We start from the raw sequence: 23794 nt of genomic DNA, 5'->3' as shown, positions 1-23794 counted from the left end.
AGATTTCACTTGATCGAAATTGGTGGGCTCCCGGCCCATGTCCTGCTCGTCCACGCCGTAGTGGTATTAGCGCCCATCGCAGGTCTTGGCGCCATCGTTTATGCCCTGGCACGGCGCTGGTGGGGCTACCTGGCCTGGCCCCTGGGCGTGTTGCCACTGGGGCTGGTGCCAGTAACACTCCTGACCGCGCAGGCAGGCGAGCAGTTGGAGAAAGTCCGTCCGGCGTCGGCGGTGGTCCACGAGCACGCCCAGGAAGGTGACGTACTCAAAGTGCTTTCCGTGATCTTCTTCGTCCTGGTCGCGGCAATGTTGATAGTCACCTACGAGCCCTTTGGCCGGCGCCTGGCGTTCCTTGGCGGCCTTCGGAGCAACGGGATTGTCCGAGGAGCCGTCCTGATTGCCGGCGCCCTCGCGGGGGGCTTCTTCATTTACCAGAGCATCATCACGGGACATTCCGGCGCGGCCTCGGTCTGGGCGCGCTAACTCAGCCCATCCGCGGGCCCTTGGCCAGGTGATGCGTGCCGGGCCCGGTGCAGCGTGACGAGCAGCAGGACGAAGGCCGTTGCCTGCAGTGTGGCCACGGCAGCGATGAGCACCGGCCGTGCGCCGTAAAGTGACCCGTACAGGGCGCCGCCGGCCAAGGCGCCGGCGCCCTCGAACGCCGCGAACACCCCGTACGCCGTGCCCTGCCGGGGTTGGGGCACCAGATCGGCAACCAACGCCTTGACCGTGGAGTCCTGGATGCCGGTGGCGGCGCCCCAGACCAGGACGCCCGCGAGCACGAGCCCGGCGCTCGGCGCCAGGGCCAGCACGGGCACCCCCATAATCAGCACGGGAAGTGCCAGGAGCACGGCCGCCCCGGCGCGGTCGTACAGGACGCCACTGGCGAGGGCCCCGACGGCGCCGGCCCCCATGGCGCCGGCATACAGCAGCGGAACCACCGGGACGGGGACGGCCACGTCGGCCGTCAGGTGATAGGAGATGACGCCGAAGGCGACCAGTCCGGCGCTCCAGAAGAACCCGGCCAACGCGAACAGGATGAAGGCGCTGGAGAGCGCCGACGGCGGCCGCCCGGCGGGTTTCCCGCGGGGCGGCTCCGGCAGGTCGGAGGGGTCGGCCGCAGGCCTGTCCGCGCCGGGATCCCGGACGCGGCGGCGCAGCCACACGAGAATCGCCAGCGCCGCCGCCGCCGGAATGATGAGCACCGCAAAGGCTGCCGGCAGTGAGCCGGTGGCAACCAGCACCGCCGAGACGAGCAGCGGGCCCAAGAGCGCCCCGGCCAGATCGAGGGACTTGTGGACGGCGAAGCCGCGGCCCCGGCCAACCGGCCCGGCGACGGTGGCGAGCAGCACGGTTTTCGCCGGGCTGCGGACGGCTTTGCCGACCCTGTCCCCGATGATGAGCACGGCCGCCAGGGCCATCCCGGCGGTCCCGGCGAACGGCGTCAACGCCAGCAGCGGGACGCACACCGCCGTCAGCACATAGCCGGCCATCGTGAAAGTCCAGTACTTCCCGGTGCGGTCCGCCCAGGGGCCGAACACCAGCCGGAGTCCCTGGGACGCGGCTTCGGCGGCGCCGGTCACGAGGCCGACGAACAGCGCGGACGCACCGAGCTGGGCCAGCAGGGGACCGCCGAGCGGGCGGGCGCCGTCGGACACCATGTCCGCGGCGAGGCTGACCAGGCCGAAGCCGACAACCGGGCCCCACAGCCGGTGCCGCCAATTCCCGGTTTGGCCGGACCGCGACGGAGGGTATTGCTGGCCGGCTGGCATCCTGCGCCCGGGCCGTTCCATTTCCTAAGGCTGACGGACGGCCCGGAAAAAGACAATACGCAGGTCAGGGGCCTGTCGCCGCGTCGAGGCGCAGAAGGAAATATTGGCCAAAGGGGTTCTTTCTGGGTGGCAGCTTGGTACTTTTTGAGGGCCGATCCGTATTGTGCGGGCCGGGGGGACCCACAATGACGGACTGAAAGGCAACACACCCATGAGCTCGGACGGCACCCACCGGCACCCGCCGGAAGGGGCCCTCATCCTCGGTGCCGCCCCGCGCGCCAAGAGCCGCACCAACCAGGCCGCACCTGCACGCCATTCTCACGGAGGAACTGTGAAACCGTTTTCGAATCCCCCACTCCACGCCGGGGGAAGGCGCCCGAGCCTGACTGCCACACTTCTGGGCATCGCTGTGGCTGCCGGACTGGCCCTCACCGGCGTCGCCGCGGCCTCGCTTCCCCTGGCCTCTGCCGCCACAACGCCGCCGCCCACCGGCTGGCTGCACACCTCTGGCGCAAGGATCCTGGACTCGAACAACGCCCCGTATACGATCAAGGCCGCGTCCTGGTTCGGCATGGAAACCACCGACTGCATGCCGCACGGGCTCTGGGGAACCCTGACCATCGACGAGGCCCTGGCCAACATCAAATCGATGGGATTCAACACCGTCCGTCTGCCGTTCTCCAACGAGTGCCTGGCAGCGGCATCCATCAAGGGCAACCTGAACTACTGGGCCAACCGCGCCTACGCGCTGGAGGGCAAGACGCCCCTGGTCCTGATGGACACGGTGATCGCCCGCGCGAAGGCCAACGGCCTGCAGATCATCCTGGACCGGCACCGGCCGTCCTCTGCCGACCAGTCCCCGCTCTGGTACACCTCCGCCTACCCGGAGTCGAAGTGGATCGCTGACTGGCAAATGCTCGCCGCCCGCTATAAGAACGATCCCACCGTCATCGGCGCCGACCTTCACAATGAGCCTGCCGGGGCGGCGACGTGGGGCGGCGCCGCGGCCACCGACTGGCAGGCCGCGGCCACCCGCGGCGGCAACGCCGTCTTGGCCTCCAACCCCAACCTGCTGATCATCGTTGAGGGCATCGAGAACCAGGGCCACGGCACCTCCACCTGGTGGGGCGGCGGCCTGGCCGACGTCAAGAACAAGCCGGTCACCCTGGCCACGCCCAACCGCGTGGTCTATTCCCCGCATGACTACCCGGCGTCGCTGTTTGCGCAGAAGTGGTTCAGCGACCCCAGCTACCCCAACAACCTGCCGGCCGTGTGGGATGCCAACTGGGGTTACATCCAGAAGCAGGGCATCGCCCCGGTTCTGCTCGGAGAGTTCGGGACCGCGCTGCAAACCACGTCGGACAAGCAGTGGATGGAGAAGATCGTCTCCTACCTCGGGACCAATTCCATGAGCTTCGCGTATTGGGCGTTCAACCCGAACAGCGGCATTACCGGAGGCCTTGTCCAGGCGGACTGGCGCACCCCGGAGGCCGCCAAACTGGCCGCGCTCGCGCCCCTCCTGAACGGCACCCCGACGCCGACCGTCACCGCGACGCCGACCCTCACCGCGACGCCGACGCCGTCGCCGACCGCCACTGCGACGCCGACGGTATCGCCGACCGCCACGCCGTCGCCGACGCCGACCGTCACGCCCACGGCCACCGCGTCGCCGACGCCGACCGTCACGCCGACGCCCTCGCCGTCTCCCACCCCTACATCGGGCGCGCCGATCAGCGCGGTTTGGAAACTCGGCAGTTCATGGACCGGCGGCTACGTGGCCAATATCGAGGTCACCGGCCTCCGGGCGGCGGCCGGTTGGAGCGTGAGCTGGCCCGATCCGAACGTCACCCGGGTGGCCAACTCCTGGGGCATCAGCTGCACGGTGCTCCCCAAGGTGTCGGTGACCTGCAGCGGCTCGGACTGGGCCACCAAGGTCGCCGCCGGCCAGAAACTGTCCGTAGGCCTGCAGGTGGATTCGCTGAAGGCTCCCGTGAGCCCGGTGCTCACCCTGAAGTAGCCGGCCGCGCAAGGACGCCCTCACCGCCCAACGTGTTGACGAGAAGCAGCCTGGAGCCGCGGCCACAGCTGCACGTGAGCGACTCCATGCTCCGGCCTGCGCGGGCGCGGAACGGGGTGCGGGTAGTCTGGTCATTTTCGCCGCACTCATGATAGGCATGAACATCTCCCGCTCCGCCGCCACCAAGTCCCTGACCGTCCTTGCCGGCCTGCTTCTCGCAGGCTCCCTCGCCGGCTGTGATGCCGCAGCCCACGTTGGCGCCAAAGTCGCTGACGCCGTGCACAGCGCGGCCGCGTCCCAGGCTCCCGGCACCGGCACCGGCACCGGCACCGCGCACCCGGGCGAGGCCGCCGCGGCCGTAGCCCAGCTGGCGTCCATCCCGGTGAAGGGCAAGGCCCCAAAGACCGGGTACAGCCGCGGGCAGTTCGGTCCCGCCTGGTCCGATGTGGACCACAACGGCTGCGACACGCGCAACGACATGCTCCGCCGTGACCTCACCGACGTGACGACCAAGCCCGGGACCAGGGATTGCGTCATCGCCTCCGGCAAGCTTGCCGACAAATACACCGGCAAGACCATCACGTTGACCCGTGGTGAGAACTCGGCGGACGTCCAGATCGACCACATTATTCCCCTGTCGCTGGCCTGGCAGACCGGCGCCCAGCAGATCAGCGCCGGCCAGCGCCTCCAGCTCGCCAACGATCCGCTGAACCTGATGTCCGCCGACGGCCCCGCGAACCAGCAGAAGTCAGACTCCTCGGCCGATGCTTGGCTGCCAGCCAACAAGGCGTTCCGGTGCGAATACGTCGCCCGCCAGACGGCTGTGAAGGCCAAGTACAAACTGTGGATGACCCGTCCCGAGCACGACGCCATCGCCGGGATTCTCGCCACCTGCAAATAGCGGCACCGCATCTCTGAGGGTACCTTCGTCTGCGCCGCCTAAACCGCGCCCAACCCGCGACCAAACGTCCGTCTCGTCGAGCAGCTTCCGTCCCTAAGGACGGCACACCAAGGTGTCGGCCCGTTCTGCTCCCTGACCTGCGGAAACATTCCGGGATGCCATAGTGCCCACGGGACGAAAACGCCGGTAGCATGACAGCCGGGGGCCCGCTGGGGTGCCCGGTATTGGGGGAACCATGGCACAACCGCGCCGGCTACTCGGCAGCAGTCCAAGCTCCGTCATCGCAGGCCGTCACCGCCTCGAGGTCCACAACGCGCAACGCCGCGGAGCCGAGCGTGCCCAGACCCATGTCCAGCCCCCGCCGAGCCAGGCGCCACACTTCAGCGATTCCGCCGCGGCCGACGTCCCCTGACCCTCCCGGATCCACCCGCCACACCAGTGAAGGAGCATCACATGTCAGATCCGCATAATTCTCAGCAAGGCACCGGCCGGCAGATGTGGCCCAGCGAGCAGCCCCGGCAGAACCCGGGGTGGGCGCCGAACCCGTACGCCGCTGCGGCATACCCGGCTCAGGGATCCGGGCCCGTGCCACTCTGGGCACCGCTCTACGGCGCTTCCCTGCCAGAGGCCGCGTCGCGGTTCTTCAAGAAGTACGGGACGTTCTCCGGCCGCGCCAGCCGGAGCGAATACTGGTGGTGGATGCTCGTCTCCGGACTCGTCTCGATCGTCTTGAACGTCATCATGCTTGCCGGTGGCGCGGCCGGCGCAAAACTGGGCCCCAACGGCGCCAGCGTCCCCGGCCCCGCCTATATGGTCGGCCTGATCCTGGCAGCCGTCTGGTTCCTGGCAGTCATTGTCCCGTCCCTGGCCCTGACGGTCCGTCGCCTCCACGACTCGAACTTCAGCGGCTGGATGTACCTCATCGTCCTCATCCCGTTTATCGGCGGCATCATTCTCCTCGTCTTCACGCTGCTGGAATCAAAACCCGAGGGCCAGCGCTTCGACGTCCCCGCATAAGCATCCGGGCGCACCCACTGACCCCGCACGAACTACAAGAAGGCCCTGCCGCCCTCGTGGGCTGCGGGGCCTTCTTCTTGGTCGGGGTTCCCAGCCGGGAGCGGCTGCCACCGGGCGCAACACGGGCACGGGAAGAGTCCACCACGTCCACATAAACAGAGGTCACGCTGACGGGCGGCGCCAAGTAAGGTGCAACCTGCCATCTGTGTGCCCTGGCCCTATGCGGCCCCGTATGGGCCCGTCCCGCCGCAACCAATAAAAAACCCCGTATCCCCGTTGAGTCAACGGTGATACGGGGTTCTTCCCGAGCTTCCTGCCAGAATCGAACTGGCGACCTTCTCATTACGAGTGAGACGCTCTACCAACTGAGCTAAGGAAGCAACCACATGAATGCCCGGCGAACCGGGCGGATCATGCAAGAGACAACTGTAATAGAGTCCCGGCGTCCGGGTCAAAATGAGCGACCGAAGCCAGCATGCGGCCCTGTCGCGGACCTAGCAGACGGTGTTGTCCGCCGGGGCCTTTCCGTCCACCAGGTAGTCATCGACAGCGTTGCCGATGCAGCTGTTGGAACGGCCGTACGCCGTGTGGCCCTCACCCTTCCAGGTCAGCAGCGAGGCGTTCCCAAGCTGCTTGCGCAGGGAACTGGCCCATTGCACGGGCGTAGCCGGGTCGCCGGTGGTTCCAACTACGACAATCGGGGCCGAGCCCTTGTAATCGACCGGGGCAGGGGTCCGGACGTTCTTGTACGGCCAGTCCTTGCAGTTGCTGCCGCCATAGGCGAAGTAGTAGCCAAACGTGGGCGACAGCTGGCGCAGCTTCTGGTCCTCGGCCCGCATGGACGCGGTGTCGGACACCATCGGGTAGTCCAGGCAGTTGATGGCGTTGAAGGCGAAGGTGCTGTTTGACGTGTAGGTGCCGCTGGGATCGCGGTCGGCGCCGAAGTCGGCCAGCTGCAACATGCCCGTGCCGTCGCCGGCCAGGGCGGTGGCGAGCGCCCGGGTGAGGATCGGCCAGTTGTCATTGTTGTAGAGCGGGATGATGAGGCCGCTGACAAACGTGGAGCCCGAGACCTTCCGTCCGTCCTTCGCCGGCAGCGGGTTCGCCTCGGCCGCGCTGATGGCGTTGCGGATCTGCTGGACACCTTCCTCGGTGCTTCCCGCGAGGGGGCATCCGGACGTCTGCTGGCACTTGGCGACATAGGCGTGGAGGGCCTTTTCGAAGGCCACGGCCTGGTCGCGGGTCAGTTCCTCGTTGCTCAGCGACGGGTCCATGGCGCCGTCGAGGACCAACCGGCCCACGTTGTCCGGAAACAGCGACGCATAGGTGGAGCCCAGCAGGGTCCCGTAGGAGTAGCCGAGGTAGTTCAGCTTTGAGTCGTTGGCCACGCCGCGCAGGATGTCGATGTCTTTGGCGGCGCTGAAGGTGTCGATGTGGGCCAGCACCGGCCCGGTTTTCTCCACGCACTTGGCAGCGATGGCCTTGTTGTCGGCCAAGGCCTCGTCCAGTCCGGCGTCGGTGTCCAGGGCGTAGGTCTTGGCGCGGGACGCGTCGCGTTCCTTGTCCGTGAGGCACGTGACCGGGGCGGAGCGCTCCACGCCGCGGGGGTCGAAGCCCACGATGTCGTAGGCGGACCGGACTTTGTCCGAAATGTGGGTGTTAGCCGCATCCCTGACGAAGTCGTACCCCGAGCCGCCCGGGCCGCCCGGATTGACCATCAGGGTGCCCTTCTTGTCGCCTGTCGTGGCGAGCTTGATGGCGGCAAGCTCGATGCGTTCGCCGTCGGGCTTGCTGTAGTCCAGCGGAACCTTGATCTTGGCGCACTGGAAGTTGCCTTCACACGGTTTCCAGTCGACCTGCTGGGAGTAGTAGCTGCGCAGTTCGGCCGGCGCGGCCGCCACGATTGACGGGTCCGCCTGCCCCGCTGTCCCCGATGCCGGCGCACTGGACCCGTTGCCGCCCCCGCCGCCGAAAAGGGTGCACGAGGCCAGCGTGAGGGCCAGGGCCACGGCGCCGACGGCCCGCATGCCGATCGCCAGGGATCGGGATCTTGCGGACTTGGGTCGAGCAGGCTTCATGCGGTTCTCCTTGGAGGCTAGGAACGAAAGCGAAGATGATCGTTGGAGCGGCCGGAACCGTCAAATAAGGCTGGAAGCCATGGACTCGATCGTCAGCAGCGGGGCCACGTTGGTTGTGGTGATCCGCGTGCGGGCCTTGTTGATGGCGTCCATTCGGGCAAGGGTCACTTCGGCGGTGGAACGGGAGGCGAAGTCTTCGAGTTCGCTTCTGAGTTCAACGTTGACGAGTTCCACTGCGTTCCCCATCTGGATGATCAGGACATCCCGGTAGAAGGACAACAGGTCCGTCAGGGTGCGGTCAAGGGAATCGGTGACGGAACGCTTGGCGCGGCGCTTCTGGTCGTCCTCGAGTTGCTTGACCTGGCTCCGCATGGCTGGCGGCAGCGTGCCGCTTTCGGGTGCCCCGAGGGTGGTCAGAAGCGCGGTTTTCTCGGCGGCGTCGCGCTCGTCGTTGGAGCTGTTGGCTTCCTCGGTGGCGATCTTGACCAGTTTCTCGGCCATCATGACCGCCGCCGTGACGCCGCGAAGGGACAGCGGAAACCGGACCGTCTCGAGCCGGCGCTCCCTGGCCTCCGGGTCCCGGGCCAGGCGGCGGGCGATCCCGACGTGGCTCTGCGCCGCGCGGGCGGCGCGCTCGGCGACCGCCGGGTCCACGCCGTCGCGCTTGACCAGCAGGGCAGCGACGGCGGCGGCCGGCGGAAGCCGCAGCGCCACCGGCCGGCAGCGGGAGCGGATGGTCACCAGGACATCGGCGGGGGAGGGGGCGCAGAGCATCCAGACGGTGCGGGGCGTGGGTTCCTCGATGGCCTTGAGCAGCACGTTGGTGGTCCGCTCGGCCATCCGGTCCGCGTCCTCCACCACGATGATCCGCCACCGGCCCGACGAGGGCCGGTTCCCGGCGGTGGACACGAGCTCGCGCGCCTCGTCGATGGTGATGGTGACCTTCTCCGTGCGCACGAACGCGACGTCGGAATGGGTTTCGCCGAGGATGGTCAGGCAGGCCGGGCATTCGCCGCAGCCGCGCAGGCTGACGTCCTCCTGGTCGCAGTTCAGGGCCGCGGCGAACGCCTTCGCGGCGTTGGAACGGCCGGAGCCGGGCGGGCCGGTGAAAAGCCACGCGTGGGTGAGCCCTTCGTTCTGGGCCGCCTGGCGCAGCTGGGCCACGACGGCGTCCTGGCCCTGGAGGTCGTCCCAGACCGTCATGCTGTGCTGCTTTGGGCGACGGCCAGCAGGGACTCGACGCGCTCGAGGATGCGGGCGGCGAGTTCGGCGACGGGCAGCCGGGCGGGCAGCACCAGATACGCCTCCGGCCGGGCCGAGGCGAGGTCAAGGAAGGCCGCCCGGATCTTGGCATGGAATTCGTCGGCCTCGGACTCGAGGCGGTCTTCGGCGGCCTCGCCGGCGGTGCGCCGCTGCCGGCCAACGGCGGGCTCGACGTCGAGAAGTACCGTCAGGTCCGGCTGCAGGTCCGATGTTGCCCAGGCATTGATGTCCCGGACCGCCTGCGTTCCGAGGCCTCGGCCGGCGCCCTGGTACGCGACCGAGGAATCGATGTACCGGTCGGTGAGGACGATGTCGCCGCGTTCCAGGGCGGGGCGGATGACCTGGCTAGCGTGCGCCGCCCGGGATGCCGCGAAAATCAGGGCCTCGGTATGGGCATCGATGTGGCCGTGGCCGTGATCCAGCACGAGGGACCGCAGCTTCTCACCGATCGCCGTGCCGCCCGGTTCCCGGGTCCGCAGCACGGTAAAACCACCCGATTCCAGGGCCTTGGCGAGTTCAGCCGCCTGCGTGGACTTGCCGGCGCCGTCTCCGCCTTCGAAGGCAATAAACAGTCCGGGCAACAGGCCGGTCAACTTTCGGCGGGACGCTCCGGGGCTCTGGGTAGTCACCGTTCAAGAGTACCGACAATCACCGACACTCTAGTCTGCGCAAAGTCTGCGGCGTAACGGCTTGGGTACCCTGCCGGGCGCCCACGTACCCTGTCCTCATGAGTCTTACTGAAGAACAGGCCGCCTCGCTTTCGCCGGATTCCCTGGTCGTCGCGGCAGGGCGCCCGCCGCGCACCCGAGACGAACCGGTCAACCCGCCGCTGGTGCTGTCCTCGACCTACTTCGGTACGGGACCGCTAGGCGACGGCGACCGCGGCTACGGCCGGTATTCCAACCCCACGTGGGACCCCTTTGAAGAGGCGCTGGGCCAGTTGGAGGGCGCGGAACTGCCGGGCCTGCTATACGCCTCGGGACTCGCCGCCGTGAGTTCGGCCCTGTCTCTGATGCCCGCCCAGGGCGTCCTCGTCATGCCGTCGCACAGCTACGCGGGATCGGTCACCATGGCCACCGAACTGGCGGCCAAAGGGTTCCTCGAGCTGCGGACGGTAGATATCGCGGACACCGACGCTGTACTTGCGGCGCTTGCCCCGGCCGGCGGGCGCGCCGCCAGCATGCTCTGGCTGGAGAGCCCCACGAACCCCATGCTCGGCGTCGCGGACATGCGGGCCCTGACCGCCGCGGCGCATGAGGCCGGCGCCATCGTCGTCACGGACAACACCTTTTCCACGCCCCTGGTGCAGCAGCCCCTGAGCCTGGGCTCCGACGTCGTGCTGCATTCGGTGACCAAGTACCTCTCCGGCCACTCCGACGTCGTACTCGGTGCCCTGGTGACGTCCGACGCCGGTCTCCGCGCCGCCCTGCTGCACCACCGCACCATCCACGGCGGAATCGCCGGACCATTCGAGGCGTGGCTGGCGCTGCGCGGGCTCCGCACCCTGGCGCTGCGGATCGAGCGTTCGCAGGCGTCGGCCCAAATCCTGGCCGAGCGGCTCGACGGTCATCCGAAGGTGGCCGGCGTCCGCTTCCCCGGGCTGGCCTCGGATCCCGGCCACGCGCGGGCCAAGGAGCAGATGAAGGGTTTCGGATCCGTCCTGTGCATCGAGGTGGCACCGGTGGGTGGGCAGGGCAGCGGCCTCAGCGGCGCGGACGCCGCGGACCGCATGATCCGCGCCCTGCAGCTTTGGCTCCCCGCGACCTCCCTGGGTGGGGTGGAATCCCTGATCGAACGCCGGCGCCGGCACGCCGCCGAGCCGGAGAGCGTGCCGGACAACCTGGTCCGGATGAGCGTGGGCATTGAGAACGTGGAAGACCTTTGGGCCGATTTGGAGCAGGCATTGGGCACTCTGGACGGCTAGGCTGGGGGAGTGGACGGACGCATACTCATTTACTTTGTCGAATCCGGGGTTTACCTGGTCCTGGCTGTCGTGGCCTTTGTCCTTGAGGCATGGGCGTTTTTCGATTGTCTCCGGCACAAGGCCAACGCGTTCGAGGCCGTATCGAAGCGGACCAAGACCTTCTGGCTGGCCCTGACCGGCGGCGCGTTCGCCGTGGGACTGTTCTCCCTGCTCTCGCAGTTGGGCAGCGGTGGCGGCGCCAGTTCGCTTGGCATTTTCGGCCTTGCGGCGGTGACGGCCGCGTCCGTGTACCTCGCCGACGTCCGCCCCGCCGTCAAGGACGCCGGCCGCGGCCGCGGCAGCAACATGGGCCCCTACGGCCCCTGGTGATCCCCACCGGCACCCTAAGCTCGCAAGCTCGCCCAGGGAACCCTGCCGGCGTGGGCCCAACACCGGCACCCTAAGCTCGCAAGCTCGCCCAGGGAACCCTGCCGGCGTGGGCCCACCCCCCGGCGCCTAAGCTCCCGGGGCCACGGCTTCCCAGCCGACCGTCACTTCGCCCAGCCGCCAGCGGGACGGGCCGTCCTGGATCGGCCAACCGGCCTCGAGCAGTGCGCGGCACATAGCCCCGAAGCGCTGCCGGTTTCCGAAGGCCGCCAGCGGCGCCGCTTCCAGCCAAGCTTGGTCCATCGCCTGCAGGTAGGCGTGGATCTTCTCGCCGGGCACGTTGCGGTGGATCAGGGCCTTCGGCAGCCTTTCGGCAACGTCGGAGGGCAGCACGAAGGCACCGAACCGCATGGACAGGCTCAGGCTCAGCGGCCGCTCGACGKCGAGCGCAACCCAGGCGGCGCGCCGCCCGATCTCATCGCACGTGCCGTCGATGAACAGCCCGCCCGGGGCCAGCCGGTCCTGCACCAGCCGCCAGATGCCCGCCACGTCGGTTTCCTCGTACTGCCGCAGCACGTTGAAGGCGCGGACCAGCACAGGCTTTCCGGTCATGGGCAGTTCGAAGCCGCCCAGCTGGAACCTTAGGCCGGGCCGTTCAAGGGCTTGGGCCTGCCGGACGCGCTCCGGTTCGATTTCGATCCCCACCATTTGTACGTCCCCGCGGACCGCGGCGAGGCGTTCGAAAAGTTCGACGGCGGTGGCCGGTGAGGCGCCGTACCCGAGGTCGACGGCGAGAGGATGGGCCGCGGCCCGCAGCCGCCATGCCTGCGGCCCGGTCAGCCAGCGGTCCACGCGGCGCATCCGGTTGGGGTTCGTGGTTCCGCGGGTCACGTTACCCACGGGCCTGCCGCCGCGCGCGCCGCCTCTCGTTCCGCCTTTGTTTCGGGGGGCCAGCACCCGTTCAGCCTTCTGTACCACCGCCCAAGCCTATCCTCCAACGCGGGGTCACCCCATTTCCGTGATGGGCGCTGGATGGGCCGGGAGCGACCCCGCGTTGCCCTGAAGCACGCGGTGAAGCAGAAGGTGAGGCACGCTCTGAAACGCGCGCGGTGTAACGCTCGGCACCGCCGCCAACCGCTCGGCTAGGATGAAAACCATGACTTACAAGCTGATTCTGCTGCGCCACGGCCACAGCGACTGGAATGCCAAGAACCTGTTCACCGGCTGGGTGGACGTTGACCTCAATGACCAGGGCCGTGCCGAGGCGGTCCGCGGCGGCGAGCTGCTCGTGGAGAACAACATCCTCCCCGACATCCTCTACACCTCGCGGTTGAAGCGGGCCATCAACACGGCGAACATGGCACTGGAAAAGGCCGACCGCGGCTGGATCGACGTCAAGCGCGACTGGCGGCTCAACGAGCGCCACTACGGCGCGCTGCAGGGCAAGGACAAGGCCCAGACCCTCGCCGAATTCGGCGAGGAGCAGTTCATGCTGTGGCGCCGGTCCTACGACACCCCGCCGCCGCCCCTGGCTGACGATTCCGAGTTCTCCCAGGTGGGGGACCCGCGCTACGCGGACCTCGGCGACGCCGTCCCGCGCACCGAATGCCTCAAGGATGTCCTGATCCGGCTCATGCCGTACTGGGAATCAGACATCAAGGAAGACCTCAGGGCCGGTAAGACCGTCCTGGTCACCGCCCACGGCAACTCGCTCCGCGCCCTCGTCAAGCACCTTGACGGGATCAGCGACGAGGACATCGCCAGCCTGAACATCCCCACCGGCATCCCGCTGGTCTACGAACTGGATGAGAACTTCAAGCCGCTGAACCCGGGCGGCACCTACCTCGATCCCGAGGCCGCCGCCGAGGCCATCAAGGCAGTCGCCAACCAGGGCAAGAAGTAACCGGCCCCCGCCCGGGCAGGCACTAAGTAAGGCACAGCGCACAAACGACGGCGTCCGGCCACCCCCAAGGTGACCGGACGCCGTCGTTCGTATCAGCGCGGTGCTATCAGCGCCGTTGTACCGGCGCCGTTGTAACTGCGGTTGAGTCAGCCGCAGTTGGCCGGAGTCAGTTGTGCTCGATCGTGCTCGGCTGCCACGCGCCCGTCACCAGGTACGTGACCTTCTGGGCCACGGAGACGCCGTGATCCGCGAAGCGCTCGAAGTAGCGGCTGGCCAGGGCAACGTCCACCGTGGTGGCCGGCGACTCCTGCCAGTCGCTGCGGGCGATCGCCTGGAAAACGCTCAGGTGAAGGTCATTGACGGCGCCGTTGGCCTTCATGATCTCCCGGGCCACGCCGAGGTCGCGGGTTGCCAGCAGCTCCGTGAGCTTCTGGGCGATCAGCAGGTCCTGTTCCGCGAAAGCCTTGAAGGTCTCCCGCAGCTGGTCCGGGACCACTGACGCCGGATAGCGCAGACGCGCCAGCTGGGCCAGGTGCCGGGCGAGGTCGCCCATGCGTTCGAGCGAGGCGCTCATCCGGAGCGAACCAACCAGCATGCGCAGATCGCTCGCCACCGGGCCCTGGAGGGCGAGGATGTCGATGGCCCGCTCGTCGAGGCTGTTCTGCAGGAAGTCGATGCGGGCATCGGCGGCAATCACGTCCTCGGCGAGGTCGATATCGGCGCCCTGGAAAGCTGTCGTGGCCTTGTCGATGGCCTCTGTGACCAGCGCTGAGATCTCGACGAGCTGTTCCCTTACCTGGGCGAGCYCCTCCTGAAAAACCTTACGCACGTGTGCGTCCTTTCCTCGGAAATATTGCCTGCAATCGAAGTGGCGGGCCTATTTCGGTTCACCTACCGGCGCTCCAACTGTCAACTCTTTCAGTGTCCGGTGAACTGTTACGCCCCAATAGGTGAACGTTAGCTGAACCGCTGCCCGAATCGCAGGAGATTTCGGCTTCGGTCACGTGGCAGAGCATAAGCTGGAGCCGTGGATCCAATGCTCATCGGCGTGATCGCCGGCCTGATCGGCCTCTCGTTTGGCATGTTCGGCGTACTCGCGTTCCGGGTCAGTGAGCAGCAGCGGCATATTGCCGACGTCGACGTCGATGACCCCTCGTTGCCCGAGGGGGCCGCGGAAGTGCTCGCCGTCCTCGGCCGCGCGTTCGTGGTGGTGGATGCGATCGACGGCGTGGTCCGCGCCAGCCCCGCCGCCTACGCCTACGGCCTGGTCCGCGGGCACACGGTGGTGCACCAGCAGCTGCTGGAACTGACGGCCAAGGTGCGGCGGGACGGGGTCATCCTCGAACAGCAGCTGGAACTGCCGCGCGGCCCGCTCGGCCWGGGCACGATCGTTGTCCAGGTCCGGGCCGCCGTCATCACGGAGGAATATGTCCTCCTGCTGGCCGATGACCGGACAGAGTTCACCCGCACCGAGGAAGTCCGCAACGACTTCGTCGCGAACGTCTCCCACGAACTGAAGACACCGGTCGGGGCGATCTCCCTCCTGGCCGAGGCACTCGAGTCGTCCGCTGACGACCCCGAGGCGGTGAAGCGGTTCGCCAAGCGCATGCACAAGGAATCGACACGGCTTGCGGCGCTTGTCCAGGACATCATTGAACTCTCCCGGCTCCAGGGCGCCAACGTCGCGCAGCAGGGCCGCCCGGTGGACATCAACCTTGTGGTCAGCGAGGCCGTGGACCGCTCCGTGCTGCCGGCCGAGAGCAAGAACATCCAGCTGGTGGTCGGCGGGCACGCCGATGCCCTGGTCTACGGCGACCAGGACCTTCTCGTGACCGCCCTGCGCAACCTGATCGATAACGCCATCCGCTACTCGCCGGAGAACACCAAGGTGGGCGTGGGCATCCGGGCCAAGGATGGTCTCGTGGCGGTCTCGGTGACGGACCAGGGCGATGGGCTCAGCGCCGAGGACCAGGAGCGCGTCTTTGAGCGCTTCTACCGCGTGGATGCTGCCCGCTCGCGGCAGACCGGCGGCACCGGGCTTGGCTTGAGCATCGTCAAGCACGTCATTTCCAACCACGGCGGCGAGGTGACCCTGTGGTCCCGGCTCGGCCAGGGTTCCACATTCACCATTCGACTTCCCGAGATAGAAGGGCAGGACGACGGCGACGCCCCCGAGGCGGGCAAGCCGGCAGCCCAAACTTCCAGTCGGGACCCCAGACCGCAACGACGTGACGCCGCAGGCGTCCATGAGCAAGGAGCTACCGCTTGAGCAGGATTCTGATTGTCGAGGACGAGGAGTCCTTCAGCGACCCCCTGTCCTACCTGTTGGGTAAAGAAGGCTTCGAAGTGGAGGTGGTGGACAACGGACTGGACGCCATCACCGAATTCGACCGCAACGGCGCCGACCTCGTGCTCCTGGACCTGCAACTGCCTGGCCAGTCCGGCACGGAGGTCTGCCGCCAACTCCGGCAACGCTCCGGGGTGCCCGTGATCATGCTGACGGCCAAGGACTCTGAAATCGACAAGGTGGTGGGGCTCGAACTGGGCGCCGACGACTATGTCACCAAGCCCTACTCCTCGCGGGAACTCGTGGCCCGGGTCCGGGCCGTCCTGCGGCGCCAGAGCGAGCCGGAGGAACTTGTCTCCACCACAGTGCAGGCCGGTCCTGTCCGGATGGACATTGAACGCCACGTGGTCAGCGTCGGGGGCGAGCAGATCGCCTTGCCGCTCAAGGAGTTCGAGCTGCTGGAAATGCTGCTGCGGAACTCCGGCCGGGTCCTGACCCGCGGGCAGCTGATCGACAGGGTCTGGGGCTCCGACTACGTGGGGGACACCAAGACCCTCGACGTCCACGTCRAGCGGCTGCGCAGCAAGATCGAGCCGGATGCGTCCGCGCCGCGGTACCTGATCACCGTCCGGGGGCTGGGCTACAAGTTCGAGCCCTAAAGATCGGAAGAGGCAGCCCGGCGGCCGCTGCTGCCGGGCCGCCGGACTGCTGGACGTCCGGCGCAGTTGAACATCAGGGGACACACAAAAGGAGGGGCACCTGCAGGTGCCCCTCCTTTTGCAATAGGTCCAGCCGTTGAAGCTAGTGGCCGGCCGTGCTGCTCGGCGTCGGCGTGGCCGTCTCGGTCGGCGTAGCCGTCTCCGTCGAGGTGGCCGTGCCGGACTCGGTGGGCGCCGGCGTCGGCAGGTACGACTTGTAGTCGACGATTGTGCCGTCCATAACCGGAACCGTGAACTTGGCTTCCTTGTTGGTGCCGTTCTCGGAGATGGTGACATCGAGGACGGCGCCCGGCTTGGCGCCGGCCGGGTTCAGGATCGCGGCGTCGGTGGAGTCGTTGAGCATGGTGTAGGAGTTCTTCTTGACCGGAACCTGGGTCTGCGATCCCTCCGCACCCTTGATGGTCAGCACCACGTCATTGGAGGAGGTGTTGTACACGGCGCCGATCACGCGGCCCGGCTTGTCCTCGCCATCGGAGACGATGATGAAGTTGCGCAGCTGCAGCGCACCGAGATCAGTCCGGGTTCCGTCCGAGGCCGCGTACTGCTCCGTGGTCTGCTGGGCGTTGATGTAGCCGCAGCCGGTCAGGGACAACAGGCCGATGCCAAGTGCAGCCGTTGCCATTGCCAGCTTGCCGCGCTGGCCCCGGTTCATCGCAGTGAAACGCACGTCACGCACTCCTTGAGAGTCTTGAAACATTATTCAGCCATAGCCTAGCCGCAAACGGCCGCAAACAAGGATTCGGCGACTACACACAAGCGCGGCCAAGCGTGCGTCACCGGCGGCGGGACCCGGCTCGRCGGGGGACGGAAACCTCTTGGCAGTTAGGGCCGCAGGCACTATTATCCGCATTCGTCAAGGGGTTTGAGGGGGCGGATTACGGCCATTTTCCCCGGATTCATGCGGTTCCCGGCACCTTTTGATGCCAGTTGTATGCCTTAATCGTGATAAACTGGTCTGCGGGAAAGGGGAATGTCCACATGGTTTTTGAGGTCGGCGAGACAGTAGTTTACCCTCACCACGGTGCAGCCAAAATTGAAGAAATCAAGATGCGCACTGTCAAGGGCGAAGAGAAGATGTATCTCAAGCTCAAGGTGGCTCAGGGTGATCTGACCATTGAAGTTCCAGCAGAAAACGTTGACCTGGTAGGGGTTCGGGACGTAGTGGGCAAGGAAGGCTTGGAGCACGTGTTCGACGTGCTGCGGGCCGAGTTCACTGAAGAACCCACCAACTGGTCGCGTCGCTACAAGGCAAACCTGGAAAAGCTTGCTTCCGGTGACGTCATCAAGGTAGCCGAGGTCGTCCGCGACCTCTGGCGCCGTGATCACGACCGGGGTCTCTCCGCGGGAGAGAAGCGCATGCTGGCCAAGGCCCGTCAGATCCTGATTTCGGAACTGGCACTGGCTGAGAAGACTGATGAAGAGAAGGCTGCAAGCGTTCTCGACGAGGTCCTGGCTTCCTAGCACAGGGCCGGCCCAGCAGGGCCGGCGCAGATAAGAATCGAACCCCGGTGGCGTCAGCCGCCGGGGCTTCTTTTTGCCCTTTTTCAGCGGCCGCCCCCTCCGTTGCGCTATCGGTTGTGGTCCCTTTGAGCGCCCCGGTCCGAGGCGCGGGGACGTAGTCTTGTGCCCATGGATACTGCACCGACGAATACGTCACAGGCGAATACGTCACAGCCCGGTCCCGCCACAGCGGTCATAGTTGTAGCCGCCGGCTCCGGCCAACGCCTGGGCTACGGCATGCCGAAAGCAAAAGTCCCTCTCGGCGGGGACACCATCCTCACCCACGCCCTCCGCGGTGTGGCGGCTGCCGGGATCGCACAGCAGATCTGCATTGCGCTCCCCCCGGGCGACACCGAGTTGCGGGCGCTGTGCCAGGCCTTCACACAGGAGCTTGCGGCCGGACACTCCGGCGCGGCGTCGGGCTCCGGCGTCCGGGCTCCCGTGGTGACGGTCGTCGACGGCGGTGCGGACCGCGCCGATTCAGTCCGCGCAGCGATGGCGGCCCTCCTGCCCAATATCGAATCGGTGCTGGTCCACGACGCCGCCCGGGCGCTGACGCCGGAAGCCGTCTTTCACCGCGTGGCAGCGGCGCTCGGCGCCGGTGCCTCGGCCGTCATTCCGGTGATACCGGTCGTCGACACCGTCAAGACCGTCGAACCGACCACCGGCGACGGCGCCGCGGTGGCCCCCGAACTGGTCACCGGGACAGCGCCCCGGGAATCGCTCCGCGCCGTGCAGACACCGCAGGGATTCGCCCTGAGTACCCTCAAGCGCGCCCACGAAGCTGCCTCCGGGTTCGACGCCGGCCAGGCCGCCCTCGTCACGGACGACGCGATGCTCGTGGAGCTCATCGGGGTCCCGGTCCACGCGGTACGCGGCGCCAGCCAGTCCCTGAAGATCACCACGCCCCTGGACCTGATCCTGGCAGAAGGCCTTCTCGAAGGACCACTGGGCTTGCGCTGGGTGGAGGGATGAGCATGTCCACCAACCCGCCAGTCGTTCCCCCGGTCATTCCCCGAACCGGGATCGGCATCGATGTCCATGCCTTCGCCGCCGAGGACGAGCCGCAGCCGCTGTGGCTCGGCGGCCTCTTCTGGGAGGGGGAACGGGGTCTGTCCGGCCATTCAGACGGCGACCCCGTGGCCCACGCCGCCGCCGACGCGCTCTTCTCGGCCYGCGGGATCGGGGATCTGGGCACGCACTTCGGTACGGACCGGCCCGAATATGCCGGAGCACCCGGCGTGACCCTGCTGGCCGAGGCCGCCCGGATTGTTCGCGCCCACGGATTCGAAATCGGCAACATCGCCGTCCAGTTCGTGGCCAACCGGCCAAAGTTCGGCCCGCGGCGGGAGGAATCCCAGCAGGTCCTCAGCGCCGCTGCCGCGGCGCCGGTGAGCGTCACAGCCACCACGAGCGACGGGCTCGGGTTCACCGGCCGCGGCGAGGGGATCTCGGCCGTGGCAACAGCGCTCGTGTATCCGGCAGGCTAAGCACCGCCGGTTGGGCGCCGCTGGTTAAGCACCGCCGGCCCCGGTCCCCTACGCTTGAGGGAAGACCCAAGCGAGACACCCGTTCCGAACTGCCAGGAGACCTGCCGTGAAGAAGCTGCTGACCGCCGTCGTACTCGTGGCAGGGGCCATGCTGAGCGGCTGTGCCGCCTCCACGACAGCGCCCCAAACGCCTAGCGCCACTCCGAAGCTCAGTGTCGAGGAAAGCTGTAAGTTCCTCAACACCGACACCTTCGTGCCCTCCGGGAGCGCTAAGGAGCAGGCAGGGCAGATTGGCCAGCACTACCAGGAGGTTGCGGACAAGGTAGCGCCGGAGGTGGGCGCCCCGATCCAGCAGATGGCCGAGATCATGAAGCAGGTTGCGGCGAGCCCTACGGGAACCAAGACCGACCAACAGACGGCCCAGCTCACGGAGCAGATCAACAAGATCGGGCAATACTGCAAGTAGGTCGCCGCACCGGCCGTCCCTGCCTGCCGGCCTGCGCCGTGCCGGCAAAGCCGCGGGTCGGGCCCCGGAGCGCCATCGGCTAATCTGGAGCGGTGACCCTGCGCTTTTACGACACTGCATCCGCCGAAGTCCGCGACTTCGTCCCCCTGGTACCTGGCAAGGTGAGCCTGTACTACTGCGGAGCCACCGTCCAGGGCATGCCACACGTCGGCCACATCCGCTCGGCCATCGCGTTCGACCAGCTGACCCRCTGGTTGCAGTACCGCGGCTTCCGGGTGACGGCAGTCCGCAACGTCACCGACATCGACGACAAGATCCTTGCCAAGTCAGCCGCCTCGTTCGGCGCAGACTTTGAAGACGAGCCCGGAGCCCTCCGCAACGAGGAATGGTGGGCCCTGGCCTACCGCTACGAGCAGGAATTCCTCAAGGCCTATGACACCCTGGGTGTCTCCCGCCCCACCTATGAGCCCCGCGCCACCGGCCACATCCCGGAAATGCACACCCTCATCCAGCAGCTGATCGACCGCGGCCACGCCTACCCGGCCCTGGACGACTCCGGCGACGTCTACTTCGATGTACGTTCCTGGTCCAAGTACGGCTCGCTGACGCGGCAGAAGCTCGACGACATGCAGGGCGCCCCTGACGCGGACCCCCGCGGCAAGAAGGACCCCCGCGACTTCGCGCTGTGGAAGGGCTACAAGGACGGGGAGCCGACGACGGCGAGCTGGTCTTCGCCGTGGGGCGCCGGCCGCCCGGGCTGGCACCTCGAATGCTCCGCGATGGTCACCAAATACCTCGGCACCGAGTTCGACATCCACGGCGGCGGCCTGGACCTGCGCTTCCCGCACCACGAAAACGAAATGGCGCAGTCACAGGCGGCAGGCCACGGCTTCGCCAACTTCTGGATGCACAACGGGATGGTCACCTACGCCGGCGAGAAGATGTCCAAGTCCATCGGCAACACCGTGAGCCCGACGGAAATGCTCGAGATCGCCCCGCCGCGCGTTGTCCGGTACTACCTCGGGCAGGCGCAGTACCGCTCGGTCCTGGACTACCAGCCGACGTCCCTGCAGGAAGCGGCCGCCGCCGTCGAGCGGATCGACGGCTTCCTCAGCCGCGCAAGCCGGGTCCTGCCCGACCCGGGACCGGAGGCATCCGCTGGTTCTGTCCCGGAAGCTTTTGGGGTGGCTATGGACGATGACCTCAACGTCCCGCAGGCCCTCGCTGTCCTGCACGACACCGTCCGCGCCGGCAACACGGCTCTCACCGAAGGCGACCTCGACGCCGCGGGTCAGGCGCTGGCCAGCGTCACCGCCATGCTGGACGTCCTCGGCCTCAACGCCACCGCAACGCCTGCGGCCGACGAACAAGYCAACTCCGCCCTTGGCGTCCTGGTCGAGGCTCAGCTGGAGGCGCGCGCCCACGCCCGGGCCGCCAAAGACTGGGCAGCGTCCGACGCCATCCGGGACACCCTGGCCGCAGCCGGCGTCGTCGTCGAGGACGGCCCGGACGGGGCGAGCTGGAGCCTGAAGCGCGGCTGAACCCCGTTGACGGCGGCCGGTGAAGTGGGCCGTCGTCGTTCCCTCCGGGCCACCCCGAAATCGTGGATTTTACTCGAGTCAGTAGACTGGAGGTCAGACTTATCAACGAATCGCGTATTTAAAGGGTGAAACTCATGGCCAACAACGGTCGCCGCTCGGTCAAATTGAAGAAGGGCCCCTCCGTCGGAACCGGCGGTCACGGCCGCAAGGCACTTGAGGGCAAGGGCCCCACGCCGAAGGCGGAGGACCGCCCCTACCACAAGGCGTTCAAGAACAAGCAGCTCGCCGAACGCTCCGAGGCCAAGCGCGCCAGCGGAAGCCGCACTACCAGCGCCGCCGCCCGCACCGGACGCTCCGGTCCCAAGGGCCGCGCCACCGAAGAGGTCGTCACCGGCCGCAACTCCGTGGTCGAAGCCCTGCGCGCCGGCATCCCGGCCAAGGCCCTGCACGTCGCCGTCCGCATCGAAATGGACGACCGCGTCAAGGAATCCCTGAAGCTGGCCGCCGAACGCGGCATCCCGCTGATGGAAACCGGCAAGCCCGAGCTCGACCGGATGACCGACGACGCCATCCACCAAGGCCTCGTGCTGCAGATCCCGCCGTACGAATACCAGGACGCGTACGAGCTCGCCGAAGAAACCCTCGCGGCCTGGAAGAAGGGCCACGTAGCCAACGCCCCGCTCTTCGTCGCGCTCGACGGCATCACCGATCCCCGAAACCTCGGCGCGATCAYCCGCTCCGTCTCGGCTTTCAGCGGCCACGGCGTCGTCGTCCCGGAGCGCCGCTCCGTGGGCGTCACCGCCTCGGCCTGGAAGACCAGCGCCGGTGCAGCCGTCCGCGTCCCGGTCGCCCGCGCGGCCAACCTGAACAACACGCTCAAGGCGTTCAAGAACATGGGGATCTACGTCCTGGGGCTCGACGGTGACGGCGACGTCTCGCTGCCCGAGCTCACCCTGGCCACCGAACCGGTGTGCATCGTCGTCGGTTCCGAGGGCAAGGGCCTGAGCCGCCTGGTCCGCGAAAACTGCGACCAGATCGTCTCCATCCCGATCRACTCCGCCATGGAATCGCTCAACGCCTCCATGGCCGTCGGCATCTCCCTCTACGAAATCTCCCGCCAGCGCGCCGCTAAGTAGTCCTGCGTTCGGGGCCGGTTTCGCCGTCGCCGGAGTCGGGGGTTGGGTTCCGCGGTCACCTGAGTTGTGGCTGGGTTCCGCCGGAACCGTAGTCTTGCCGTCGCCGCAGTCGTGGCTGGGTAGGACGGAACCGGAGTTTTGCCGTCGCTTAGACACCTCCCTGCACCTCGTGCGGCCGCTAGCGGCCTTACTCGGTTCCGGTCGGCGATGCGCTCCTTAGCAAAACTCCGGTCCCGTCTCTGACGCTCCCTCACCTTGTGCGGGTTGATGGCAAACGGTCCCTCACCTTTCGCGGTAAGCGGCTAAGCGCTCCCTCACTTTATGTGGGGGAGCGCTTCCGTTTAACGTGCGAAACGTGAGGGAGCGTCTCTTTCAAGCAGCCCGGCGGTTGGTGACCCAATATCGAGCGGGCGGCGGTGTCTTGCTAAGGAGCGCATCGCCGACCAGAGCTTTCGGAGGCCGCCCGCGGCCGGAGGAAGCGTCGGGAGGTGTCTAAGCGACGGCAAGACGCCGTTGCACGCGGCGGGTGACCAGAGCAGGGGTGACCACAGCGTGAAGCTTTTGGGGAACAGACGGCCTAGAACTTGTGGCGGTTGGCCAGGACGGGGAGTTTGGTGCGGGCTTCCTGGACGGCGGCGGTGTCGAGGTCGGCGAACAGCAGGCCGGGGACGCCGTCGAGTTCTTCGAGGACGTCGCCCATGGGGGAGACCACCACGGAGTGCCCGACGCCGGTGGGGGCGGAACCCTTGACCGGGTGACCCACGCTGGCGGGGTCGCCCTGGCCGCAGGCGAGGACCAGGGTGGTGGAGTCCAGGGCGCGGGCTCGGGCCAGGAGCTTCCACTGCTCGGCCTTGCCGGGGCCCGAGCCCCAGGAGGCGCACACAATGTTGACGTCGGCGCCGCGGTCCGCGTTTTCCGTGAACAGGTCCGGGAAGCGGACGTCGTAGCACGTGGCGAGGCCAAACGTCACGCCGTCGAGCTCGAAGGTGACGGGGGAGGTGCCGGCGTCGACCGTGTCCGACTCGGCGAAACCGAAAGCATCGAACAGGTGGATCTTGTCGTAGCTGGCCTCGAGGCCGCGGCCGGTGACCAGCAGGGTGTTGCGCACCTTGGCGCCGTCTGCGGCGGTGCCGGGAGTGAACATGCCGGCGACGATCACGACGCCGAGCTCCGCGGCGAGGGCGCGGACGCGGGATGCCCACGGGCCGTCCAGCGGCTCGGCGATATCCAGGAGCGAATTGCCGAAGGCCCGCATGGTGGCTTCCGGGAACACCACCAGGTCCGCGCCGCCGGCCTTGGCCTGGCGCGCGTAGGCGTCCACGAGGTCCAGGTTCGCGGCCACGTCACGGCCGGTAATGATTTGGGCTAGTGCAACGCGCACAATTACCTCCAACTCGGCGCTCCATTACAGTAT

General features: G+C 67.4%; 24 protein-coding genes and 1 tRNA gene. 15 read left to right on the top strand and 10 right to left on the bottom strand.

The features are described 5' to 3' along the window. Nucleotides 1–9 precede the first annotated feature (9 nt). Nucleotides 10–483, top strand: coding sequence for a hypothetical protein (locus tag AC1DHX_RS08545; protein ID WP_476860397.1), 474 nt, complete (start codon nt 10–12; stop codon nt 481–483). Here AC1DHX_RS08545 and AC1DHX_RS08540 read toward each other — a convergent pair. Continuing rightward, on the bottom strand, nt 480–1793 hold the full coding sequence (locus AC1DHX_RS08540; RefSeq protein ID WP_476860396.1) for an MFS transporter: 1314 nt from the start codon (nt 1791–1793) through the stop codon (nt 480–482). The genes AC1DHX_RS08545 and AC1DHX_RS08540 overlap by 4 nt on opposite strands. A 388-nt stretch (nt 1794–2181) precedes the next feature. Here AC1DHX_RS08540 and AC1DHX_RS08535 point away from each other — a divergent pair, with 388 nt between their 5' ends. Both AC1DHX_RS08535 and AC1DHX_RS08530 read left to right on the top strand, forming a co-directional pair. Next, entirely contained in the window at nt 2182–3789 is a 1608-nt protein-coding gene (locus AC1DHX_RS08535) for a cellulase family glycosylhydrolase (RefSeq protein ID WP_476860395.1), read from the top strand. 148 nt (nt 3790–3937) lie between these two features. Then, on the top strand, nt 3938–4690 hold the full coding sequence (locus AC1DHX_RS08530; RefSeq protein WP_476860394.1) for an HNH endonuclease family protein: 753 nt from the start codon (nt 3938–3940) through the stop codon (nt 4688–4690). Nucleotides 4691–4943: 253 nt separating this feature from the next. Here the strand turns inward: AC1DHX_RS08530 and AC1DHX_RS08525 are convergent, their stop codons facing one another. Then, a complete protein-coding gene (locus tag AC1DHX_RS08525) occupies nt 4944–5069 on the bottom strand; it encodes a hypothetical protein (RefSeq protein WP_476860393.1) in 126 nt (41 codons plus the stop codon). A 74-nt stretch (nt 5070–5143) separates the two neighbouring features. On the opposite strand from AC1DHX_RS08525, the gene AC1DHX_RS08520 reads away from it, so the two are divergent. Continuing rightward, complete coding sequence (locus AC1DHX_RS08520) at nt 5144–5707, top strand: DUF805 domain-containing protein (protein ID WP_476860392.1); 564 nt, start codon at nt 5144–5146, stop codon at nt 5705–5707. Nucleotides 5708–6014: 307 nt separating this feature from the next. Here AC1DHX_RS08520 and AC1DHX_RS08515 read toward each other — a convergent pair. The 4 genes from AC1DHX_RS08515 to tmk all read right to left on the bottom strand — a co-directional run bounded on the left by AC1DHX_RS08515 (nt 6015) and on the right by tmk (nt 9641). Next, nucleotides 6015–6087 (bottom strand) — tRNA-Thr (locus AC1DHX_RS08515). A gap of 114 nt (nt 6088–6201) precedes the next feature. Continuing rightward, complete coding sequence (locus tag AC1DHX_RS08510) at nt 6202–7785, bottom strand: alpha/beta hydrolase (RefSeq protein WP_476860391.1); 1584 nt, start codon at nt 7783–7785, stop codon at nt 6202–6204. Nucleotides 7786–7845: 60 nt separating this feature from the next. Then, nucleotides 7846–8988 (bottom strand): DNA polymerase III subunit delta', encoded by a 1143-nt coding sequence (locus AC1DHX_RS08505; protein ID WP_223914375.1) that lies wholly within the window; start codon nt 8986–8988, stop codon nt 7846–7848. Beyond that, nucleotides 8985–9641: a dTMP kinase gene (tmk, locus tag AC1DHX_RS08500; RefSeq protein ID WP_476860416.1), complete on the bottom strand. Its 657-nt coding sequence runs from the start codon at nt 9639–9641 to the stop codon at nt 8985–8987. Before tmk ends, AC1DHX_RS08505 begins: the two co-directional genes overlap by 4 nt. A gap of 134 nt (nt 9642–9775) precedes the next feature. On the opposite strand from tmk, the gene AC1DHX_RS08495 reads away from it, so the two are divergent. Together AC1DHX_RS08495 and AC1DHX_RS08490 are read left to right on the top strand one after the other, a co-directional pair. Continuing rightward, the gene (locus AC1DHX_RS08495; protein WP_476860390.1) at nt 9776–10972 is read left to right on the top strand and encodes a trans-sulfuration enzyme family protein; all 1197 of its coding nucleotides are present in this window, start codon (nt 9776–9778) and stop codon (nt 10970–10972) included. A 9-nt stretch (nt 10973–10981) separates the two neighbouring features. Continuing rightward, the gene (locus AC1DHX_RS08490) at nt 10982–11341 is read left to right on the top strand and encodes a DUF2516 family protein (RefSeq protein WP_028276353.1); all 360 of its coding nucleotides are present in this window, start codon (nt 10982–10984) and stop codon (nt 11339–11341) included. A 126-nt stretch (nt 11342–11467) separates the two neighbouring features. Here the strand turns inward: AC1DHX_RS08490 and AC1DHX_RS08485 are convergent, their stop codons facing one another. Continuing rightward, on the bottom strand, nt 11468–12316 hold the full coding sequence (locus AC1DHX_RS08485; protein ID WP_476899948.1) for a class I SAM-dependent methyltransferase: 849 nt from the start codon (nt 12314–12316) through the stop codon (nt 11468–11470). A gap of 178 nt (nt 12317–12494) precedes the next feature. On the opposite strand from AC1DHX_RS08485, the gene AC1DHX_RS08480 reads away from it, so the two are divergent. Then, entirely contained in the window at nt 12495–13241 is a 747-nt protein-coding gene (locus AC1DHX_RS08480; protein ID WP_230009468.1) for a phosphoglyceromutase, read from the top strand. A gap of 166 nt (nt 13242–13407) precedes the next feature. Here AC1DHX_RS08480 and phoU read toward each other — a convergent pair whose 3' ends face one another. Beyond that, nucleotides 13408–14070 (bottom strand): phosphate signaling complex protein PhoU, encoded by a 663-nt coding sequence (gene phoU / locus AC1DHX_RS08475; protein WP_476899947.1) that lies wholly within the window; start codon nt 14068–14070, stop codon nt 13408–13410. 207 nt (nt 14071–14277) lie between these two features. On the opposite strand from phoU, the gene AC1DHX_RS08470 reads away from it, so the two are divergent. Both AC1DHX_RS08470 and AC1DHX_RS08465 read left to right on the top strand, forming a co-directional pair. Continuing rightward, nucleotides 14278–15510 (top strand): sensor histidine kinase, encoded by a 1233-nt coding sequence (locus AC1DHX_RS08470; protein WP_476899956.1) that lies wholly within the window; start codon nt 14278–14280, stop codon nt 15508–15510. Next, entirely contained in the window at nt 15507–16187 is a 681-nt protein-coding gene (locus AC1DHX_RS08465) for a response regulator (RefSeq protein ID WP_476899946.1), read from the top strand. Before AC1DHX_RS08470 ends, AC1DHX_RS08465 begins: the two co-directional genes overlap by 4 nt. Before the next feature lie 142 nt (nt 16188–16329). Here the strand turns inward: AC1DHX_RS08465 and AC1DHX_RS08460 are convergent, their stop codons facing one another. Continuing rightward, complete coding sequence (locus tag AC1DHX_RS08460; protein ID WP_223915304.1) at nt 16330–16899, bottom strand: hypothetical protein; 570 nt, start codon at nt 16897–16899, stop codon at nt 16330–16332. A gap of 326 nt (nt 16900–17225) precedes the next feature. Between AC1DHX_RS08460 and AC1DHX_RS08455 the strand changes: the two genes are divergently transcribed. From AC1DHX_RS08455 to rlmB, 6 genes are all read left to right on the top strand, one after another. Then, nucleotides 17226–17708 (top strand): CarD family transcriptional regulator, encoded by a 483-nt coding sequence (locus AC1DHX_RS08455; RefSeq protein ID WP_026266570.1) that lies wholly within the window; start codon nt 17226–17228, stop codon nt 17706–17708. Nucleotides 17709–17876: 168 nt separating this feature from the next. Further along, nucleotides 17877–18722 carry a 2-C-methyl-D-erythritol 4-phosphate cytidylyltransferase gene (gene ispD / locus AC1DHX_RS08450; protein ID WP_476858135.1) on the top strand — a complete coding sequence of 282 codons (846 nt, stop codon included), beginning with the start codon at nt 17877–17879 and terminating at the stop codon, nt 18720–18722. Beyond that, nucleotides 18719–19237 carry a 2-C-methyl-D-erythritol 2,4-cyclodiphosphate synthase gene (gene ispF / locus AC1DHX_RS08445; RefSeq protein ID WP_476899945.1) on the top strand — a complete coding sequence of 173 codons (519 nt, stop codon included), beginning with the start codon at nt 18719–18721 and terminating at the stop codon, nt 19235–19237. The genes ispD and ispF overlap by 4 nt, the downstream gene beginning before the upstream one ends. A gap of 106 nt (nt 19238–19343) precedes the next feature. Then, nucleotides 19344–19703 carry a hypothetical protein gene (locus AC1DHX_RS08440; RefSeq protein ID WP_476858133.1) on the top strand — a complete coding sequence of 120 codons (360 nt, stop codon included), beginning with the start codon at nt 19344–19346 and terminating at the stop codon, nt 19701–19703. A 92-nt stretch (nt 19704–19795) separates the two neighbouring features. Next, nucleotides 19796–21244, top strand: a complete 1449-nt coding sequence (gene cysS, locus AC1DHX_RS08435; RefSeq protein WP_476899944.1) for a cysteine--tRNA ligase — start codon at nt 19796–19798, stop codon at nt 21242–21244. Between the two features lie 134 nt (nt 21245–21378). After that, complete coding sequence (gene rlmB, locus AC1DHX_RS08430) at nt 21379–22380, top strand: 23S rRNA (guanosine(2251)-2'-O)-methyltransferase RlmB (protein ID WP_476899943.1); 1002 nt, start codon at nt 21379–21381, stop codon at nt 22378–22380. A gap of 577 nt (nt 22381–22957) precedes the next feature. On the opposite strand, the gene AC1DHX_RS08425 is transcribed toward rlmB, so the two are convergent. Next, the gene (locus tag AC1DHX_RS08425; RefSeq protein ID WP_476860386.1) at nt 22958–23761 is read right to left on the bottom strand and encodes a carbon-nitrogen hydrolase family protein; all 804 of its coding nucleotides are present in this window, start codon (nt 23759–23761) and stop codon (nt 22958–22960) included. Between the last annotated feature and the right edge of the window lie 33 nt (nt 23762–23794).

Source organism: Arthrobacter sp. 05N33_2 (assembly GCF_056397425.1).
This window is presented reverse-complemented; position numbering and strand designations above follow the sequence as displayed.

What these genes read in the sequence shown, in the direction of transcription:
- AC1DHX_RS08540 (WP_476860396.1), bottom strand. Translation starts at nt 1,793, where the DNA reads ATGGAACGGCCCGGGCGCAGGATGCCAGCCGGCCAGCAATACCCTCCG.
- AC1DHX_RS08530 (WP_476860394.1), top strand. Translation starts at nt 3,938, where the DNA reads ATGATAGGCATGAACATCTCCCGCTCCGCCGCCACCAAGTCCCTGACC.
- AC1DHX_RS08520 (WP_476860392.1), top strand. Translation starts at nt 5,144, where the DNA reads ATGTCAGATCCGCATAATTCTCAGCAAGGCACCGGCCGGCAGATGTGG.
- AC1DHX_RS08510 (WP_476860391.1), bottom strand. Translation starts at nt 7,785, where the DNA reads ATGAAGCCTGCTCGACCCAAGTCCGCAAGATCCCGATCCCTGGCGATC.
- AC1DHX_RS08505 (WP_223914375.1), bottom strand. Translation starts at nt 8,988, where the DNA reads ATGACGGTCTGGGACGACCTCCAGGGCCAGGACGCCGTCGTGGCCCAG.
- AC1DHX_RS08495 (WP_476860390.1), top strand. Translation starts at nt 9,776, where the DNA reads ATGAGTCTTACTGAAGAACAGGCCGCCTCGCTTTCGCCGGATTCCCTG.
- AC1DHX_RS08480 (WP_230009468.1), top strand. Translation starts at nt 12,495, where the DNA reads ATGACTTACAAGCTGATTCTGCTGCGCCACGGCCACAGCGACTGGAAT.
- AC1DHX_RS08460 (WP_223915304.1), bottom strand. Translation starts at nt 16,899, where the DNA reads ATGAACCGGGGCCAGCGCGGCAAGCTGGCAATGGCAACGGCTGCACTT.
- AC1DHX_RS08455 (WP_026266570.1), top strand. Translation starts at nt 17,226, where the DNA reads ATGGTTTTTGAGGTCGGCGAGACAGTAGTTTACCCTCACCACGGTGCA.
- ispD (WP_476858135.1), top strand. Translation starts at nt 17,877, where the DNA reads ATGGATACTGCACCGACGAATACGTCACAGGCGAATACGTCACAGCCC.